The sequence below is a fragment of the Cytophagia bacterium CHB2 genome (genome assembly GCA_030263535.1).
In the GTDB taxonomy this organism is placed as follows: Bacteria; Zhuqueibacterota; Zhuqueibacteria; order Zhuqueibacterales; family Zhuqueibacteraceae; genus Coneutiohabitans.
Genome location: SZPB01000012.1, coordinates 1 through 16,519, shown reverse-complemented (window position 1 = coordinate 16,519; position 16,519 = coordinate 1). Strand labels below are relative to the sequence as shown.

General features: G+C 53.5%; 15 protein-coding genes. All 15 read left to right on the top strand.

Annotated features, from left to right (window positions below):
* Window positions 1–8 precede the first annotated feature (8 nt).
* The 15 genes from FBQ85_02615 (at window position 9) to FBQ85_02545 (ending at window position 16,475) form a co-directional block, all read left to right on the top strand.
* On the top strand, window positions 9–1,409 hold the full coding sequence (locus FBQ85_02615) for a glycosyltransferase (GenBank protein ID MDL1874055.1): 1,401 nt from the start codon (window positions 9–11) through the stop codon (window positions 1,407–1,409).
* The gene (locus FBQ85_02610; protein ID MDL1874054.1) at window positions 1,277–2,875 is read left to right on the top strand and encodes a hypothetical protein; all 1,599 of its coding nucleotides are present in this window, start codon (window positions 1,277–1,279) and stop codon (window positions 2,873–2,875) included. Before FBQ85_02615 ends, FBQ85_02610 begins: the two co-directional genes overlap by 133 nt.
* Window positions 2,876–2,903: 28 nt before the next feature.
* Window positions 2,904–3,683, top strand: a complete 780-nt coding sequence (locus FBQ85_02605) for a hypothetical protein (GenBank protein MDL1874053.1) — start codon at window positions 2,904–2,906, stop codon at window positions 3,681–3,683.
* Between the two features lie 189 nt (window positions 3,684–3,872).
* Entirely contained in the window at window positions 3,873–4,904 is a 1,032-nt protein-coding gene (locus tag FBQ85_02600) for an NAD-dependent epimerase/dehydratase family protein (GenBank protein ID MDL1874052.1), read from the top strand.
* 134 nt (window positions 4,905–5,038) lie between these two features.
* Window positions 5,039–5,491 (top strand): hypothetical protein, encoded by a 453-nt coding sequence (locus FBQ85_02595; protein MDL1874051.1) that lies wholly within the window; start codon window positions 5,039–5,041, stop codon window positions 5,489–5,491.
* Window positions 5,492–5,579: 88 nt separating this feature from the next.
* Window positions 5,580–5,897: a hypothetical protein gene (locus FBQ85_02590; protein ID MDL1874050.1), complete on the top strand. Its 318-nt coding sequence runs from the start codon at window positions 5,580–5,582 to the stop codon at window positions 5,895–5,897.
* Window positions 5,894–6,121: a hypothetical protein gene (locus FBQ85_02585; GenBank protein ID MDL1874049.1), complete on the top strand. Its 228-nt coding sequence runs from the start codon at window positions 5,894–5,896 to the stop codon at window positions 6,119–6,121. The genes FBQ85_02590 and FBQ85_02585 overlap by 4 nt, the downstream gene beginning before the upstream one ends.
* A 757-nt stretch (window positions 6,122–6,878) precedes the next feature.
* Window positions 6,879–7,118, top strand: a complete 240-nt coding sequence (locus FBQ85_02580; protein MDL1874048.1) for a hypothetical protein — start codon at window positions 6,879–6,881, stop codon at window positions 7,116–7,118.
* Window positions 7,111–7,836: a hypothetical protein gene (locus tag FBQ85_02575; protein ID MDL1874047.1), complete on the top strand. Its 726-nt coding sequence runs from the start codon at window positions 7,111–7,113 to the stop codon at window positions 7,834–7,836. The genes FBQ85_02580 and FBQ85_02575 overlap by 8 nt, the downstream gene beginning before the upstream one ends.
* Window positions 7,837–7,961: 125 nt before the next feature.
* Window positions 7,962–9,194 carry a peptidoglycan-binding protein gene (locus FBQ85_02570; protein ID MDL1874046.1) on the top strand — a complete coding sequence of 411 codons (1,233 nt, stop codon included), beginning with the start codon at window positions 7,962–7,964 and terminating at the stop codon, window positions 9,192–9,194.
* A gap of 538 nt (window positions 9,195–9,732) precedes the next feature.
* On the top strand, window positions 9,733–10,983 hold the full coding sequence (locus FBQ85_02565; GenBank protein ID MDL1874045.1) for an HlyD family efflux transporter periplasmic adaptor subunit: 1,251 nt from the start codon (window positions 9,733–9,735) through the stop codon (window positions 10,981–10,983).
* 73 nt (window positions 10,984–11,056) lie between these two features.
* Window positions 11,057–11,722 carry an ABC transporter ATP-binding protein gene (locus FBQ85_02560; GenBank protein MDL1874044.1) on the top strand — a complete coding sequence of 222 codons (666 nt, stop codon included), beginning with the start codon at window positions 11,057–11,059 and terminating at the stop codon, window positions 11,720–11,722.
* An 80-nt stretch (window positions 11,723–11,802) separates the two neighbouring features.
* Window positions 11,803–13,041 (top strand): FtsX-like permease family protein, encoded by a 1,239-nt coding sequence (locus FBQ85_02555; GenBank protein MDL1874043.1) that lies wholly within the window; start codon window positions 11,803–11,805, stop codon window positions 13,039–13,041.
* Complete coding sequence (locus tag FBQ85_02550) at window positions 12,951–14,339, top strand: FtsX-like permease family protein (protein MDL1874042.1); 1,389 nt, start codon at window positions 12,951–12,953, stop codon at window positions 14,337–14,339. Before FBQ85_02555 ends, FBQ85_02550 begins: the two co-directional genes overlap by 91 nt.
* A 465-nt stretch (window positions 14,340–14,804) precedes the next feature.
* Window positions 14,805–16,475, top strand: coding sequence for an ABC transporter ATP-binding protein (locus tag FBQ85_02545; GenBank protein ID MDL1874041.1), 1,671 nt, complete (start codon window positions 14,805–14,807; stop codon window positions 16,473–16,475).
* The last annotated feature ends 44 nt before the right edge of the window (window positions 16,476–16,519 follow it).

The following is a 16,519-nucleotide window of genomic DNA, read 5'->3' as shown; positions in this document are numbered from 1 at the left end:
CAATTGCGATGCGGCGATTGAATCATCGTTTCACATTGAATGAGGTGGAGAGGAAAGTAGTTGCGCCGGCTGCAGCAAGCTCGTTCGGCGTTATCGTTTTACCCCGGTACAGGAAAGAGGACGTGAACATGGAACACGATTTATTGTTACAGCCGCAACAAAGGCAAAGGCCAATGCCCCCGCACATGGAAAGCGGCGCTGCCGATTATGTCTCGCCCGGGCGCAACGAAAGCGATCAACCCGGCCGATCGGATAAAAAGCGCTTGCGCGTGCTGCAAATCGTCGACGGTTTCCGCATGGGCGGCGCTGAATCCAAATTGCTGGAGCTGATTGCGCATCTCGATAAGCAGAGATTTGAGGTCCTGCTGGCCAATGTCGGCCCCACCGGCCCGCTCGAACAAAAATTTCAGCAACTCGGCGTCGATATTTTTCAATTCGCGCGGCGATCCGCTTTCGATCCGCTGCCGGTTTGGCGGCTCTATCGTTTGATGCGGCAACGCCGGATCGATATCGTGCAAACCACTTTGCTTTGGGCAGACATCATTGGCGCCCTTGCCGCCAAGCTCGCCGGTGTGCCGGCGATTTTTTCCTGGGAAACCGTTTCTCACGAAGGTGATCCGTTTCACAATAATTTTCAGCGCCGCGCCGGTTATCGCCTGGCAATGAAATGGGTGGATCGGATCATTCCGGTTTCGCATGAAATCAAACGTTCGTTGATCAAGCGCCGCAACATTCCGGCGGAGAAAATTCATGTGATTCACTATGGCGTGGATTTGGAGAAATACCGTCCCGCCGATCGCCAGACTACCCTTGCCAAGCGCCGGGAGCTGGGCGTTCCCAGTGATGCGATTCTCATCGGCGTTATGGCCAGGCTGGAGCCGCCCAAAGGCCATCGCTTTTTTATCGAAGCGTTTCCGGCGATTGTCAAACAATTTCCGCGCGCGCACGCGATTTTTGCCGGCGAAGGCTCGTTGCGGGCGGAGTTGGAGACGCAGGCGCGGGCGCTGGGAATGAGCGGCCATATCACTTTTCTCGGCGCGCGCAACGACGTCAATGAAATCCTCGGCGCTCTGGATCTTTTTGTGCTGCCTTCGGTTTCCGAAGGTTTGCCGAATGTCGTACTGGAGGCGATGGCCGCGCAAAAGCCGGTAGTGGCCACCGCGGTTGGCGGCATTCCCGAAGTGGTGAGCCACGGTGAAAATGGTTTTCTCGCGCCGCCGGCAGATGCTTCTGCTTTGCAAAAACTGCTGCTGCAATGCTTGAATGAACAGGAACGATGGCCGCTGCTGGCGCAGGTAGGGCGCCGCACAGTGGAGACGGAATTTTCTTTGGCGCATCAAGTGTCGAGCTTCGAGCGCATTTTTGCGAACGTTTACGGCGCCAAAACGCGCGCGGCGCAACTCACTTGAGCCGGCCGGGTCACATGTCCACGCTGCAACGCTTTTTTCGCAATACCTCGGTGCTGATCTTGGCGAATGCGCTTCAGCCGGTGTTGTCGTTCTACTTGATCGTGACCATCAGCCGGAAGCTGCAAGTTGAGGGCCTGGGCGCATATGCCACGGTTTTCAATTACCAGGCGATCTTTCAAATCATCTCGGCATTCGGCCTGAAGAATCTGCTCACGCGCAACGTGGCGCAGCAGCCGGAAGAAATGTGGCGCTATCTCCGCCACGGCAGCGTGATCGCTCTGCCGTTTTCGCTGTTGAGCATGCTGCTGCTCATCGTGCTTACCGCCGTGCTGCAATACGGCGAGGCCGTACTGTGGGCGTCGATCATCGTGAGCCTTTCGCTGCTCGCGGCAGCGTTGTGTGACGTTTGCGAGGGCGTGCTCGCCGGCATCGAGCGTTTGCACATCGTCGGCTACACTGCTGTGCTGGAAAATGCGTTGCGTGTGCTGTTCAGTTTGATCGCCTTGTGGCAAGGATTCGGATTGCTCGCGCTGGTTTGGGTTTTTGTCGCCTGCCGTTTTGCGCGCGCGGGTTTTTACTACTGGTATCTGCAACGCCACACGGCGAAACCCGTACACGCCGGCCGCTTTCATTTTGATCCAGCCTTCGCCCGGCGCATCGTAGGCCAGGCGCGGGTTTTTGCCTTGACGATGATTTGCGTGACAGTTTATTGGAAAGTCGATGTCTCGATTCTTTCCAAAATGCGCGGGATGGACGAGGTCGGGCTGTACAGCGCCGCTTACCGGTTTTTGATGCTGGCGATGGTGGTGGTGGACAGTTTCGTCAACTCGCTTTTTCCCATCATCTCGCATTATTACCATGCCGCGAATCCGGCGGTGAATCAATTCGAGGTGGCGTGCAAAAAGGGCTTGCAAGTGCTGCTCGTGCTCATTCTGCCCGTGGCCGTGATGCTGTCGCTGCTGGCCCCGCAGTTGATCGGCCTCATCTACGGCGACGCGTTTATGGAGGCGGTTCCGGTTTTGCGCATTCTCATTTGGGTCGTCGTGCCTTATGCCGCCTCGCAGATTTTTGCGTATGCGCTTGTCGCCAGCAACAACCAGCGCTATGACTTGTTCGTGAACGCCGTCAGCATGGCGGCCAGCATTGCCTTGAATGTTTTGATGATTCAACGTTTCGGCTACCTCGGCGCGGCGTGGGCCGCGCTCGGCGCGATTTTCATCTATGTCGCGCTGCAAGCGCCGTTCGTCTTCCGGCGTGTGATTAAATTCGAAAGCAAGCCGCTGTGGCGCGGCGGCTTCAAACTGCTTGCCGCAGCAGCCTGCATGGCCGGAGTGCTGGCGTTTTTTCCCGGGATTCAAATTTGGTTTTTGATGCCATTGGCGTTTTTCATATACTTGCTGGCATTGCTGGCCGTCAGGCTTTTTTCGAAGCAGGATTGGGCGCTGGCAACGCGTCTTTTGAAATAGCGCCCACGATTTTTTATTGAATGCGATCATGCCGTTCAACGAATCCCGAAAACAACGTATTCCGGTGCTGCTCTATCATCGCATCGACTCGGAAGCGGACAAGGTTTGGCGGCCTTTTTGCGTATCGCCTGACAATTTTGCCCGGCAGATGGCCTGGCTGGCCCAAGAAGGTTATCGCACCATTGATTTGCACGCGCTGCTGGATTATTACGAGCGCGATGAGCCTGTTCCCGAAAAAGCCCTGGTGATCACTTTCGATGACGGCTACTATTGCAATTACAGCCGCGCATTTCCGCTAATGGCAAAATATGATTTCACTGGCACGGTATTTTTGGCGGGCAATTTGATGCGCGCCGATGATGCGCCGCCGGCGGAGAGCCGGCAGGGATTCATGTCGTGGAACGAGATTCGTGACATGCGAAGACACAGCTGGAGTTTGCAATCACACGGCCTGGATCACGTCAAGATGACGGAGTTGAGCCGGGAACGTTTGCATCGCGAGATTTTCGAATCGCGTGAAGTAATTGCCGCCAAACTGGGCGCGGCCGTGGATTTTTTTTGTTATCCTTTTGCCGACTTCGATGCGCGCATCAGCGATTGCGTACGGGAAGCCGGCTATCGCGGCGCGTGCGGCGGTCCGCCGTTTTATGAAGACGGGCCGGGAAGCCCGTTCGCCATTGGCCGCACCGAAATTTTATGGAACGATTCCTTCGCGCATTTCCGTTTTAAAATTGAAAACGGTTTGGGCTATTATTTTTTTGTCAGAAGGCAGATGGGTAAAATAAAACGCGCATTGCAGCGGGAGTAGGGCGTGAGTTCACGGACACCCTAAAAATATTCACCTAGTCATCCAGAAGGGTGCCTGTGAAGTCGCAGGCAGAATGCCAAATACCTCACAAGATTCCCCTGAATGACGGCTTCGACAATCACATGAAAACCGCAATACATTCGCATAAAACCTTTATCGTTACGAACCAAGCAAGGAGTAAAATCAGTTATGAAAGTGCTGATCACGGGTGGAGCAGGATTCATCGGGTCGCATCTCACGGATGCGTTGTTGAAGCGCGGGCACACGGTGACGATCATCGACGATTTGTCGACCGGCAAGCTGGAAAATATCGCGCATGTGCGCGCGTTTCCGAATTTTCATTTCGCCATCGAGACGATCATGAACGAGGCGGTGATGGATCGCCTGGTGAGCGAATGCGATTTGATCTTCCACCTGGCCTCGGCCGTGGGCGTGGAATTGATCGTGAATCGCCCGGTCGAAGTGATCGAGCGTTGCGTGCTCGGCACGGAGATCGTCTTGAAAACCGCCAATCGCTACAAGAAAAAAGTCTTAATCACCTCCACTTCTGAAGTCTACGGCAAAAGCTCAAAAGTGCCGTTCAACGAGGAAGACGACCGCATTCTCGGCCCGACAACGAAAAGCCGTTGGAGCTATTCCTGCTCGAAAGCGATCGATGAGTTTCTGGCGCTGGCATATCACAAAGAGATGAAATTGCCGGTGGTGATCGTGCGCTTGTTCAACACCGTCGGGCCGCGGCAAACCGGGCAATACGGCATGGTCGTTCCGCGTTTCGTGCAAGCGGCGATGCGCAACCAGCCGCTGCGCGTGTACGGCGACGGCACGCAATCGCGCTGTTTCGGCTATGTCGGCGACGTGGTGCAGGCGCTGATCGCGCTCGCGAATCATCCACAAGCCATTGGCCAAATTTTCAATATCGGCAGCAACGAAGAAGTGACGATCATGGAACTGGCCGAGCGTGTCACGCAAATTCTGGGCAGCACTTCGGAAATCGTCAAAGTGCCGTACTCCGAAGCCTACGAGGCCGGCTTCGAGGACATGCAGCGCCGCATGCCCGATCTCACCAAGATCAAGAACATGGTCGGCTACGAGCCGACGGTGAAGCTCGATCAAATCATTCGCCACATCTGGGAGTATTTCCAAGAACAGGAGAAAAACGGCCGTATGAACGGCAGTGCAACGCAGCCAGAAGCGGCTTTTCTGGAACACGCGCGCTTATAAAAGCGCGTAACAAAATCATCACTCCGCGAGCGCCGGGCCGGCGCAGTCGCCGTTCTTTTTGGCGTCTGTGCTGATGGATCAACGATCGCGGCTCTTTTCTTCCATCGCCTTTCACTTCAACTTTGCTAAACACCATGGACGAAGGCAGATATCAGAAATTGCTCGCCGTTGAGGTCGGCATGATCAAGCGGCGAGTTTTTTTTAGGGGCATGCTCGCCGGTTTTTTACTGGCGTTCGGCCTCGCCGGCGGCGCGGGTTATTATCTTTGGAGCAACCGCATGCAGTATGTTGACTCCGCCGTGGGCCTGGTTGCCGGTGATATGGCCTACCATTTTTTTCGCCATTTCCCGGATGCTTATGTGAGCCTCAATCGCGACAAATTTATCGATGCTCTCGACGCATTCACCAACGCCGCTTCCAAGGGGCAGGTCAATGAGGCGGATTTACAGCGCATTGCTGCGCGAATGATGGAGTATCTGAGTGAAGCCCGCCAAAACGACCGAAGGCTGGAATACAAGGAAGTGGATGAAATTCTGCTCTTGCTGCAACAAGCGGCAGAGAATTCCGATCACAACGGCAGTCCGTGACCGCCTTCGCGCGCGGCGGGCGCGATTCGAATCCGGACATTTGTTTTGTGCATGAAGTCGTCTGGCTATACCAATCAGGAGGTTTGCGTTGAATAGCTCAAAGGCCACTCTGGCAATGGCCTGTTTCGTGTTTGGCTTGGCGGTGGGCGCGTTTGCCGCCGTGACGGTTGTCCGGGAAGCCGTGCCGTTGCGGGATCATGCCTGGATGATCGGCATGGCGCTGTTGACCGGCATTCCGATTTGCGCGTTGCTGTTCGTGTGGTATCGCGCCCTTTTGCGCTCGATCCGGACAGTGTTGGGGGAGAAAGGCGGAGGCATTATAAGCTCAATCATGACATTTCAGCTTGTCACCATCGTCATTCTTTTTCTATTGATCGTTTCGATCTTATATGCGGCTATAGTTTGAACGGCAAAGACTATCTCAACCGTCACGCCAACGGTGAAAAAATAATCTTGGTTGATCAAAACCGCAATTCCGGCCGATGGAATTCGCTTGGCCATTACTCGTTCCAACGCGGCGCGGAGGCTAGCATCACCGTCTCCAACAAAGCCAATGGCCCGGTGATTGCCGATGCCATTAAGCTGGTTTATCTTGGCAATACACCGGTTTCAAATCACCCCAGCCCATAATTCTTCTTCATGCACATGGTATGCTGGCTGCTCAAAAGCCATCGCATGCTTTTGGGGCACGGCTATCCAACTGCAAAACGTCATACTCGTTCAATCCAGTTTGAAATTGTGCATATCGCATTTCTGCCCGAGGGCCTTTGTGAAATAGAGTCCCGTCAGAATGCGACTTACAGCGTTTTTTAAATGCGTGTACAGGATTCGTAGCCCTGCCCCCTTGTGGGGCATTGTTGCAACCGCGAATTTCATGGTTTCAACAGCCGCCCACAAGGGGCGGGGACTACAAACTCTGTTCATCCAAATGAAAAACGCTGTAACGTTGTAGTATTGGGCAAAAGGCGACACGCGCTTTATTCGTTCAAGCTGTTTGTAAAAAATCTAATTTTGAGAGCATGGTTTCAGAAAAATTCATTAGGCTTGTGAAATTTTGGCCGATAGCTGAATCTATTTAAACAATACACGACGTGCGCCGGGGCAGTGTACAAATTTAACTCTATCAACTTGAAATAATTCTATCGCCGGTAATTTCTGAGATTTTGGTTTCCGATCCGTGTCTTTGAAGATAGCTCTGCCCCCCAAGCCTAGCCTCGCCGCGAGATAAGAAGGTGTGGCAATTTTGCGTTTGAGCCGGCGAGAATGGCTTTGCGAAACACACGCGCCGCAAATTTTCTCATTGAAAATAACCTTAAGAAATGCCATGTTATCTGTAAATCATGACGGCGTGCAGCAGCCATTTCATGCAAACCAAAGAGGCAGATCTATGTCGGAACACAATCGCACGGAAGCCGCCAAGCTGGCGCGCGGCGCCAAGTGGGTGATTCGCCAGCTCCTGCTGGAAGTCGAGACGCGACAAACCGAGATCGAGTTGTTCAACGCTGTGCCGGAGGGTTTTGCCATTTCGTATCGCTTGCTTTCGGGAGAGGAAGCCGTGGTGGAGGAATTCGCGCAAAAATTGGGCATTCTTAAAAACGGCAATCGCCTTGAGGTGAAACATGGCTGATAACAAAGGCATTTTCTCGTGGATCATTACCGGCGTTTTGCTGATTGTCGGCGTGGCGGTGGGATGGAGCATCTGGTCTTCTCTGAAAGATACCCGCGCCAAGCTGGCGGCCCAGAAGGATAAAATGGAAGAGCTGGAGCGCCGCGACGCCTCGATGCGGCGCTATGTCGATAGCCTCGACGTGGTGCTGAACGACGTGCGCGCACGCGAAGCCCTGCTTGCCGCGGAACGCGAAGAGATCCAGCACAAACTCGAAAATTTGCAGCGTGAACACGCGAAAACCCTGGCGCGCCTGGACAAGTTGTGGGAAGCGAAGGAAGTCACAGGCGAGTTAGACAATGCTTTTCCGCATTGGGCCGGCCAGTTTTGGGATGTGCAACGCTCGGATGGCGTGCACGGCTTGTTAGCGCCGCGCTTCTTCGGAGCGGAAGTTGCAGAGATAAAAGCTGAAAATGATAAACGCGGCAGTGAAATCGCGCTCAAAGACAGCACCATCGCGAGTTTCAGCAGCTCGATGACGCTTAAAGATGATGAAGTGAGACTGTTGACCATGAAGGCCGACAGCATTCGCAGTACCTATGATAATTTGTGGAATGAATATCAGGCGCTCGACAAGAAATATCGCAAAGAAGTCGCGAGCCGGTGGTTCAAAGTAACCGTTGGCGGGGTTGCCGGCGCGGCAGCGGGCTTTGGCGTGGGTTATCTGGTGGGGAAATAGTTTGGCCATCTGCGCCGCCATAAAACAACTGAATTAACGCGATAGCCGGCCCTCGCTTTCCGATCAAAAATCCAAATGCAAAAGCAACGGCCAAGCTGTTGTTGAACCAACCAGGAGGCGTCACCATGATTTCATTAGGAGCATACGATCCCGAGGTGCAATCTTCGGCTCTGGGAGAATACCTTGATTACGCTCATCGTGTAACCGGCGTCGAGCAGGATTGGAAAAACCAGAAGAAACTGCGCGGGGAACGGGACGATCATTGGGTTGCGTTCGAGAAAGCGACGGGCAACGCCATGAAGGTCGCGGAGGTGCAGCGGTTTCTGAAAGACGCGGGATTCTTTCCGCTGGGAAAAATCGACGGCATTTGCGGTTATCGTACTGCCGCGTCGATACGCCTCTTTCAAGAATATGTTCGCACGGTCGAGAACGACAGCAGCATCGGCTTTCCGGATGGCAAACTCGGCCCAAACTCGTTTCAGCATATCAAACGCTGGCAAGCGGCCAGCAAGAAAGCGGATTGGACGGCATTTTCGGGCGCAAATCCAAGCCGTGAATTCAGCAAGTGGATGAACTTGCTGGGCCTCGTCAAACAGAAATATCTGACCAATCCCAATCCCATGCTGCGCAAAGTCAAGCAATTCGCCCAGAAATCAGACACGGTGAACGTTGCCAATTGGGATTTGGATCCGAACAAGATCCACATGATCGGCATACGCCGGCATGAGGCGCGGCCCGGTGTGCGTGAGTTTGATGATGTGTTCGTTTTATTGATCAACGGCCTGGCCTTCAAGTTTTATGGTTCGACCGAGCCGGGATATTCACAGCATCCTGCCGGCCCGCCGTTTTTAACGCTGGGGCAACATATCTATCGCTTTGGCTGGCATAAACTGTCGGATTTGAGCCGTGTTTACCACGGGCTTAAACCCATGAACTCGGGCGTATTGGTGGTACGTTCGAGCGATATGCTGCTGACCGACGCGGATCTTTCCCGCCCGCTCGAACGCAATTACTCGATTAACGTGCATTGGGGCGGCGAGGGTGAAACCGCGGTGGGCAACTGGTCGGAGGGCTGCCAGGTAATTGTCGGCGAAGGTTATATCAATCACAACGATCATGCGATCAATTGCTCGAAATTCGCGGCGCGCAATTATTCCACGCTGGGGCAGGTGGTCGAGGGCGCATATCAAACGCGCGGGGCATACACGATGCTCGCAGATATCGTTACCGCATTTTCCGGCGGCGAAGACAATACGGTTAAATATATGCTGCTCTCCGAGAAGGATTTGGATTTAAATCCGGAGATTGGCCTGGCCGCGGCACGAGAGGCGTTGGATCGCATTGAGTCGTTGTCATAGAAATTGGTTTACATTCGGCTTGGGCAATAAATTTCGTAATACACATCTTTTGCCCAAGCCGACTTCATCTCGACGAGGTTATTATGAAATTCAAACTCACCTTGATAGCCATTCATTTTAAGAAAATCATTCAACTCATTTTGGCAAGGCAAAAATAGCATTCCCTCCACAAGCTTTGATTTGCCTCGCTCAACCCCTCTAACTCCAATACCGTTCACTCAGTAGCCCTGCCCGCTCGTGGGGCACTGCAGGAAGATTGAAATTATTTGCGTTAGAATCGGCCCACAATGGGCCGGGACTACGAACGAAATGTTAAGTGAACGGTCTTGCCTCTAACTCTGATTCTGAACACCCGCCGTTCGAAGTCGAACATCTTTCGGATCCTGCATATCTCGCTAATATCATTCTAATCAAGTTCTTAAAAAACGGCATATTGCTTGCAGTTGTCGCGAGCAAATGTTGACGCAAGCGCTGTTCATATGACAACTCGTGCTCAAAAACCAAAACTTGACTTCATCACGTTTTAGGAGACTGTAGAGTGGATCGACCACTTGATCCGGCTTTTTTGAAAGAGCAACTCACGAAGCGATACGTTCGTCTCGGGGTGATTGTCGCGGCTGTGGCAGCGCTCTTGTTTTGGATTCCCGGCTGGATCTCGCCTTCGGTGAGCAAGAACCGCATTCGCACGGCGAAAGTCGAAGCCGGGCCAATGGCTGCAACGATCTCAGCCGCAGGCACTGTGGTACCGGAGTTCGAGCAAGTCATCTCCAGCCCGCTGGACACGCGTGTGCTGCGCATTCTGCGCACGGCCGGCACAACAATACAAATCGGCCAGCCGATTATCGAGTTGGATGTCAGCGAAGCCAAACTTGCGCTGGCCCGGCTTAATGAACAACTCGCCCTCAAGGAGAACCGCCAGGCCCAGCTTAGAATCGATCTTGACAAGACATTGAACGATTTGCGCAGCGAACTTCAAATCAAGAAACTGCGCATTGATTATCTACAAACCAAAGTCGAGCAAGAAGAAAAGCTGTTTCAGATTGGCGGGAGCAGCAAAGAGCAGGTCCGGCAAAGCAAGCTCGAACTGGAGATTGCTTACCTCGAATTTGCGCAACTCGAAAACTCAATCGCCAATACGCAACAATCGCTGCAAAACCAATTGGAAGGCGTGACGCTCGAAACCAAAATCACGCGCGGCGAGCGCGATGAAGCTGCGCGCCAGCTCGAATTGGCGGCGACGAAAGCCGATCGCAACGGCGTGCTCACCTGGGTGGTGCCGCAAGAAGGCGTCACGATTGGCAAGGGCGAAATGCTGGCGAAAATCGCGGACTTGAACGCCTTTCGCGTGGAGGCCACGGTTTCGGATGTGCATGCTTCCCGGCTCGCTGCCGGTTTGCCGGTCAACGTGAAAATCGACGATGAAACCAATCTTGCCGGCACGATTGCCAGCGTGCTGCCGGCAATTCAAAACGGCATCGTCACTTTTCTCGTCGCGCTGGAAGACAAGACCAGCCCACGTTTGCGCGCAAATCTGCGCGTCGACGTTTACGTGGTCACGGCAGCCAAAGAAAAAACGCTGCGCGTGAAACGCGGCCCGTTCGTGACCGGCGAAGGCGAACACGAGGTTTTTGTGATACGGGACGGCGCAGCGGTTCGCACACCGGTGCGCATCGGACTGGTTGGCTTCGATTATTTTGAAGTGATGGCGGGCTTGCAAGAAGGCGAGGAAGTGATTATTTCGGATATGAGAGACTTTATTCATATGAAGGAAGTGAAAATTCGAAAATAAAGAATTCTCCGTCGAAATTTCCAGTGAACGTTCACATTTGAGGCATTGAGGTTCAAAACATTTCGGAGGCAGCATGATAAAACTTGAAAACGTCGAGAAAGTTTATCGCACCGACAAGATTGAGACGCAGGCGCTGGCCAATCTCAATCTGCACGTGCGAGAGGGTGAGTTCATCGCCGTGATGGGGCCGTCCGGCTCGGGCAAAAGCACGTTGCTCAACCTCGTCGGGCTGTTGGATGAACCTTCAAGAGGGCAAATTCAGATCAACGGCGCGACGATTACCTCCTATCGCGACCAGCAGCTTGCGAGGTTGCGCAACGAATATATCGGATTTATTTTTCAAAGCTTTCATCTCATCAATGATCTCAGCGTGGTGGATAACGTTGAAATCCCGCTGCTTTATCGCCGCCTCTCCAACGCTGAACGCCGCCGGCTCGCGCTGCGCGCGCTCGATCGTGTGGGACTGGCCTCGCGCGTGCATCATTTCCCCTCGCAACTTTCCGGCGGACAGCAGCAGCGTGTCGCAATTGCGCGCGCCATTGTGGGCAAACCTAAAATCCTGCTCGCCGATGAACCTACCGGCAATCTCGACAGCCACATGGGCGACGAGATTATGAATATCCTGTTCGATCTCAATCAAGAGGAAAAAACAACGGTTGTGATGGTCACGCACGATCCGCGCCTCGGTGAGAAAACGGAACGAATTGTACGGCTGTTTGATGGGAGGCAGGTGAACTAAACTCGTTGCTGGTCGCTTGTTGCTAGCAAACTGGAAAAGACGCAACGAGCAACCAGAAACAAGCAACCAGGAACCAGATTATGCTTAAAAACTATTTAAAAATCGCCATAAAAGTCCTGTTGCGGCGGAAATTCTTCACCTTCATCAGCCTCTTCGGCATCAGCTTCACGCTGGTTGTGTTGATGGTGGTGGTCGCTTTTCTTGATCATATTTTCGGTCCGCTGCCGCCGGAGACCAGGCTGAATCGTTCGCTCGGCGTCTTCACGGTGTTTATTTCAAGCCCGGACGGCAGCAGTAGCCGGTCGGGCGCCGCGGGGTATAATTTTTTGGATCGCTATGTTCGCACATTGTCCACCCCGGAAAAAGTCTCCATCTTCACGTTTCCTCGCGGAGTGAATTCTTATCAAAACGGGCAACGCAAACCTGTTTACCTCAAATATACCGACGGCGCTTTTTGGGAAATTTTGGATTTCGAATTTTTGGAAGGGCAGGCTTTCACGCAGGAGGATAACCGCAACGCCAACGATGTTGCTGTGATCAATGAAGCCACACGCAAAAATTTCTTTGGTGACGCAAACGCCGTGGGCAAAACGATCGCAGTCGACGGTCAAAATTTTCGCGTCGTGGGCGTGGTAAAAAATACCCCGATCTTCCGTCTCACACCCTTTTCCGACGTGTGGGTGCCGCTCAGCACCGCCAAGGCAAAACCCTCGACTGATTTGACGGGCAATTTTCTGGCCTTAATCCTGGCGAAGGATCGCGCTGATTTTGCCAAGATCAAAGAAGAGTTTCAAGACAAACTCACGCAGGTTGAATTTGCTGATCCCCGCGAGTTCAACACGGTTGTTTCTGCGGCGGAAACTTTTTTTGAAACAATTGCGCGCGGCTTGTTCGCGAATGATCGCTCCGCGGAGAGTTATGCCGGCCGGCTGCTGGCAATCATCGTTGTGTTGATGATCATGTTCATGGTGTTGCCCACCGTGAATCTTGTCAATCTCAATGTCAGCCGCATCATGGAACGCGCTTCTGAGATCGGCGTGCGCAAAGCTTTCGGCGCTTCCTCGTGGGTTCTCGTCGGGCAATTTGTCGTCGAAAACGTCCTGCTCACGCTCATCGGCGGCGTGCTCGGCTTCGTCTTCGCCGTTATCATTCTGCACCTGCTCACCAACAGCGGATTGATACAGTACGCCGAATTTCACATGAACTACCGCATCTTTTTTTACGGTTTATGCCTTGTTCTATTTTTTGGCGTCTTTTCCGGAGTCTATCCGGCGTGGAAAATGTCGCGATTGCATCCGGTTGCGGCCTTGCGTTCCTAACGGTGCAGTCGCGCGAGAGGTTGCCATCACCATTAACGTTGCCTCTCTTCGCGCATGCGCGCACGAGAGGCGAGCGCCGCCCATCAAACATCCGAGGGAATATCATGATCAAGCATATTTGCAAGCTTATGTGGAATCGTAGAAGAAGCAACTTTTTGATGATCGTCGAAATCTTTTTTACGTTTCTCGTACTCTTTGCCGTTGCAACGCTGGTTTCATATTTCATCGCTAACTATAACCAGCCTTTGGGATACTCTTATGACAACGTTTGGCAGGTTAATATTAATATGAATCAAACCAGCGACGATTACTGGTCGCCCGAACAAGTGGCGACAGTGAATCAATTATATCTTGCCGCGCGCGATTTGGGCGAAGTAGAAGCGGTTGCCGGCGCGCTGGCAACACCATACGATTTTGGCGGTCGCGTTTCCGGCCTCGAAATTCGCGGAAAACGCGCCGAGGCCGGCGTCAACGAAGTCTCCGTGGACTTCAAGGACGTAATGGGGCTGCAGCTCGTTGCCGGCCGGTGGTTTGAAAAAGCCGACGAAGCCATGAATTGGCAGCCGGTGGTGATTAATCAAAAACTCAGCCGGGCATTGTTTGGAGAGGACGATCCGGTCGGCCAGCAATTCGAGCCGTGGTCGTCCGCAAATGAAGAAGTTCGCGTCATCGGAGTCGTCACGGATTTTCGTCAAGGCGGCGAGTATCAGGGGTTGGGCAATTATCTCTTTGAGCTGAAGCAACTGGATAATCCGGCGCAGCGCCCGCCGCGCAACCTGCTCATCAAAGTTCGCCCGGGAACAACGGCAGCGTTCGAGGAAAAGCTTGCAAACCGCCTGCAAGCCGTGGCCAAGGAATGGTCGTTTGAAATACAGCCGCTAGCGCAGAAGCGTGAGTCATCCTTAAAACTTTTTCTGGCGCCGTTGATTGCCGCCGGTTTGATTGCCGCATTTCTGATGATTATGGTGGGCTTCGGCCTGGTGGGCGTGCTGTGGCAAAATGTTACGCAGCGCACGCGTGAAATCGGCTTGCGCCGCGCCAAAGGCGCCGCCGCGCAGGATATCTACAAACAAATTCTGGGCGAGCTATTTGCCATTACCTCCGCCGGTTTGTTACTCGGAATCATCGTCGTCGTGCAACTTCCGTTGCTTGATTTGGTCGGGGTTAGTACCAACGTATTCATCACCGGCTTGCTGCTTTCAATCGCGCTGATTTATCTGTTAACCTGCGCGGCGGGATTGTATCCCAGTTGGCTGGCGACCAAGGTTCGCCCCGCAGAAGCGTTGCATTATGAATAATGCAAGACGACTAAACCTTCTAAACGCATACGGCTGCTCGAAGAGCCTCGATTTTCAACTTGTCTAAACATCGGTGCGGGGCTTTTGACCGTGAGAATCCGTGGAAATTCGTGTTCATCCGTGGCTAAAAAAGTACCTTTAGTACCTGAATTTTGCACGATGGTTACTTTTCATCAAAGCTTGATGGCCTGCCGCACACAACTCCACAGTTATTCCGTTCGAAGGCAAAAAATCTTTTGTTTATGAAAATAATTTGCGCCATATTTTGTTATCTTGCCAGTGTTAATTTGGAAGGAGCTGGTTCTTGGATCCCGCACATGACGATTCCTTCGTCTTGGGACCAGGGCCAGTTCCTTCTTTTTTTGATTGCCGCCGGGAAATCGGAGTCTCGCTTGCGCGAGAAGGTCAATTCGCAAGGTGAACACCTGAAGGCGCGATTACAAACTTAGCTAAACATTGCCCTAGATGCCCTCTCTCCTCGAAATCAACCACCTGCATAAACGCTTCGGCAGTACCATCGCACTCGACGGCGTGAGCTTGAGCGTCAACGCCGGCGAGATTCACGCAGTGCTCGGCGAAAACGGCGCGGGCAAGAGCACACTCATGAATATTTTGTACGGCTTGCTGCAGCCCGAGGCCGGCGAGATGAGACTCGCGGGCAAGCCGTTTCGTCCGGCCAGTCCGGCAGACGCCATCCGCGCGGGCATTGGCATGATTCACCAGCATTTCATGCTCGTGCCCGATTTCACGGTGATGGAGAATTTTCTGCTCGGCAATCCACGTTTTGGCGTGCGCGGCGCAGCGTTGCAGCAGGCGCAAACCGAGGTGCTTGAGCTTTGCCGCCGCCTGGGTATTGACATCAACATCTCCCACCCTGCGTCATCCCGGAGGCATCCGTGGCTGGGGCTGCGCCAAATCCTGCGCATGAAAAAAAAATCACGCGGCGATAAAAACAATGAAGCGCCGCGCCCCTCGCAACATGCGGGATTCAGCCTGAATAGCAAGATTGCGGATCTCTCCGTGGGCCAACGCCAGCGCGTGGAAATCGTCAAAACCCTGTTGCGGCAATGCCGTTTGCTGATTCTGGATGAGCCTACAGCCGTGCTCGCGCCGCAAGAAGTGAAGGAGTTGTTCGCCCTGCTGCAGCGCTTGCGCGAGGAGGGTTATGCCACGATTTTCATCTCGCACAAGATTCACGAAGTGCAGGCAGTGAGCGACCGCATTACGGTGTTGCGCAACGGCAAGATTTCCGGCGCATTCAACACCGCAGAGGCCAACATCGAGATGATCCGCCGCGCCATTACGCCCGTTCGGCAAGCTCAGGGCAAGTCGCCAAGCAGTGCACCGGCGGCCGCGCAAACCAAAATCGTTTTACGCGCTCAACGGTTACGTGCCCGGGGCAATCCCGGCCATCTCGCGCTCGACGGGCTTTCGTTCGAGTTGCGCGCCAGTGAAATTTTGGGCGTGGCCGGCGTGGACGGCAACGGCCAGGCGGAATTGGCGGAAGTGTTGCTCGGTTTGCGCCAGCTCGAAGACGGAAAAATCTATTTTGAAGATCAAGACATTGACCAACAAATCAGCCGGTTCGGCAAGCTCCCGGCAAGCCAAAAACGTTTTGTCGCCGGCTTCGCACATATTCCCGGAGATCGGCAGCAGATGGGATTGTTTCCGGAATTGACGATTGCACAAAATGCCGCCGCACTAGCCTATCGCGCACCGGATTTCAACAAACACGGGTGGCTGCAACCCGCGAAGCTGCGCGAATACTGCCAAACGATTGTGAATACTTTTGATGTACGCGTATCGAACCTCGATCTGCCGGTAACGACTCTTTCCGGCGGTAATCAACAAAAGCTCATTGTGGGCCGCGAGCTGGCGCGCCGGCCGAAAGTGTTGATTGCCGTCAATCCCACGCGCGGCGTGGATTTAAGTGCGACCGCGAAAATTCATCAAGAGATTCTCGCGGCGCGGGCGCAGGGCGCGGGTGTATTGTTGATCTCGACCGAATTGAGTGAGATTTATGCGTTGTCGGATCGCATTGCGGTTTTGTTTAAAGGCCGGTTTGCCGGCATCTTCCCGCCTGAGATTTCCGCGGAGGGAATCGGCGCGTTGATGTTGGGTGAAGCAAGCGAATAAAGGCAAAAACGAAATCGGCATAGCCGGAAGCCCGCCCGGGCGGT

Excerpts from the sequence above, each read along its gene's own strand:
- FBQ85_02615 (MDL1874055.1), top strand. The coding sequence starts at position 9 with ATGCGGCGATTGAATCATCGTTTCACATTGAATGAGGTGGAGAGGAAA.
- FBQ85_02610 (MDL1874054.1), top strand. The coding sequence starts at position 1,277 with ATGGCCGCTGCTGGCGCAGGTAGGGCGCCGCACAGTGGAGACGGAATT.
- FBQ85_02605 (MDL1874053.1), top strand. The coding sequence starts at position 2,904 with ATGCCGTTCAACGAATCCCGAAAACAACGTATTCCGGTGCTGCTCTAT.
- FBQ85_02600 (MDL1874052.1), top strand. The coding sequence starts at position 3,873 with ATGAAAGTGCTGATCACGGGTGGAGCAGGATTCATCGGGTCGCATCTC.
- FBQ85_02595 (MDL1874051.1), top strand. The coding sequence starts at position 5,039 with ATGGACGAAGGCAGATATCAGAAATTGCTCGCCGTTGAGGTCGGCATG.
- FBQ85_02580 (MDL1874048.1), top strand. The coding sequence starts at position 6,879 with ATGTCGGAACACAATCGCACGGAAGCCGCCAAGCTGGCGCGCGGCGCC.
- FBQ85_02575 (MDL1874047.1), top strand. The coding sequence starts at position 7,111 with ATGGCTGATAACAAAGGCATTTTCTCGTGGATCATTACCGGCGTTTTG.
- FBQ85_02570 (MDL1874046.1), top strand. The coding sequence starts at position 7,962 with ATGATTTCATTAGGAGCATACGATCCCGAGGTGCAATCTTCGGCTCTG.
- FBQ85_02560 (MDL1874044.1), top strand. The coding sequence starts at position 11,057 with ATGATAAAACTTGAAAACGTCGAGAAAGTTTATCGCACCGACAAGATT.
- FBQ85_02555 (MDL1874043.1), top strand. The coding sequence starts at position 11,803 with ATGCTTAAAAACTATTTAAAAATCGCCATAAAAGTCCTGTTGCGGCGG.
- FBQ85_02550 (MDL1874042.1), top strand. The coding sequence starts at position 12,951 with ATGCCTTGTTCTATTTTTTGGCGTCTTTTCCGGAGTCTATCCGGCGTG.
- FBQ85_02545 (MDL1874041.1), top strand. The coding sequence starts at position 14,805 with ATGCCCTCTCTCCTCGAAATCAACCACCTGCATAAACGCTTCGGCAGT.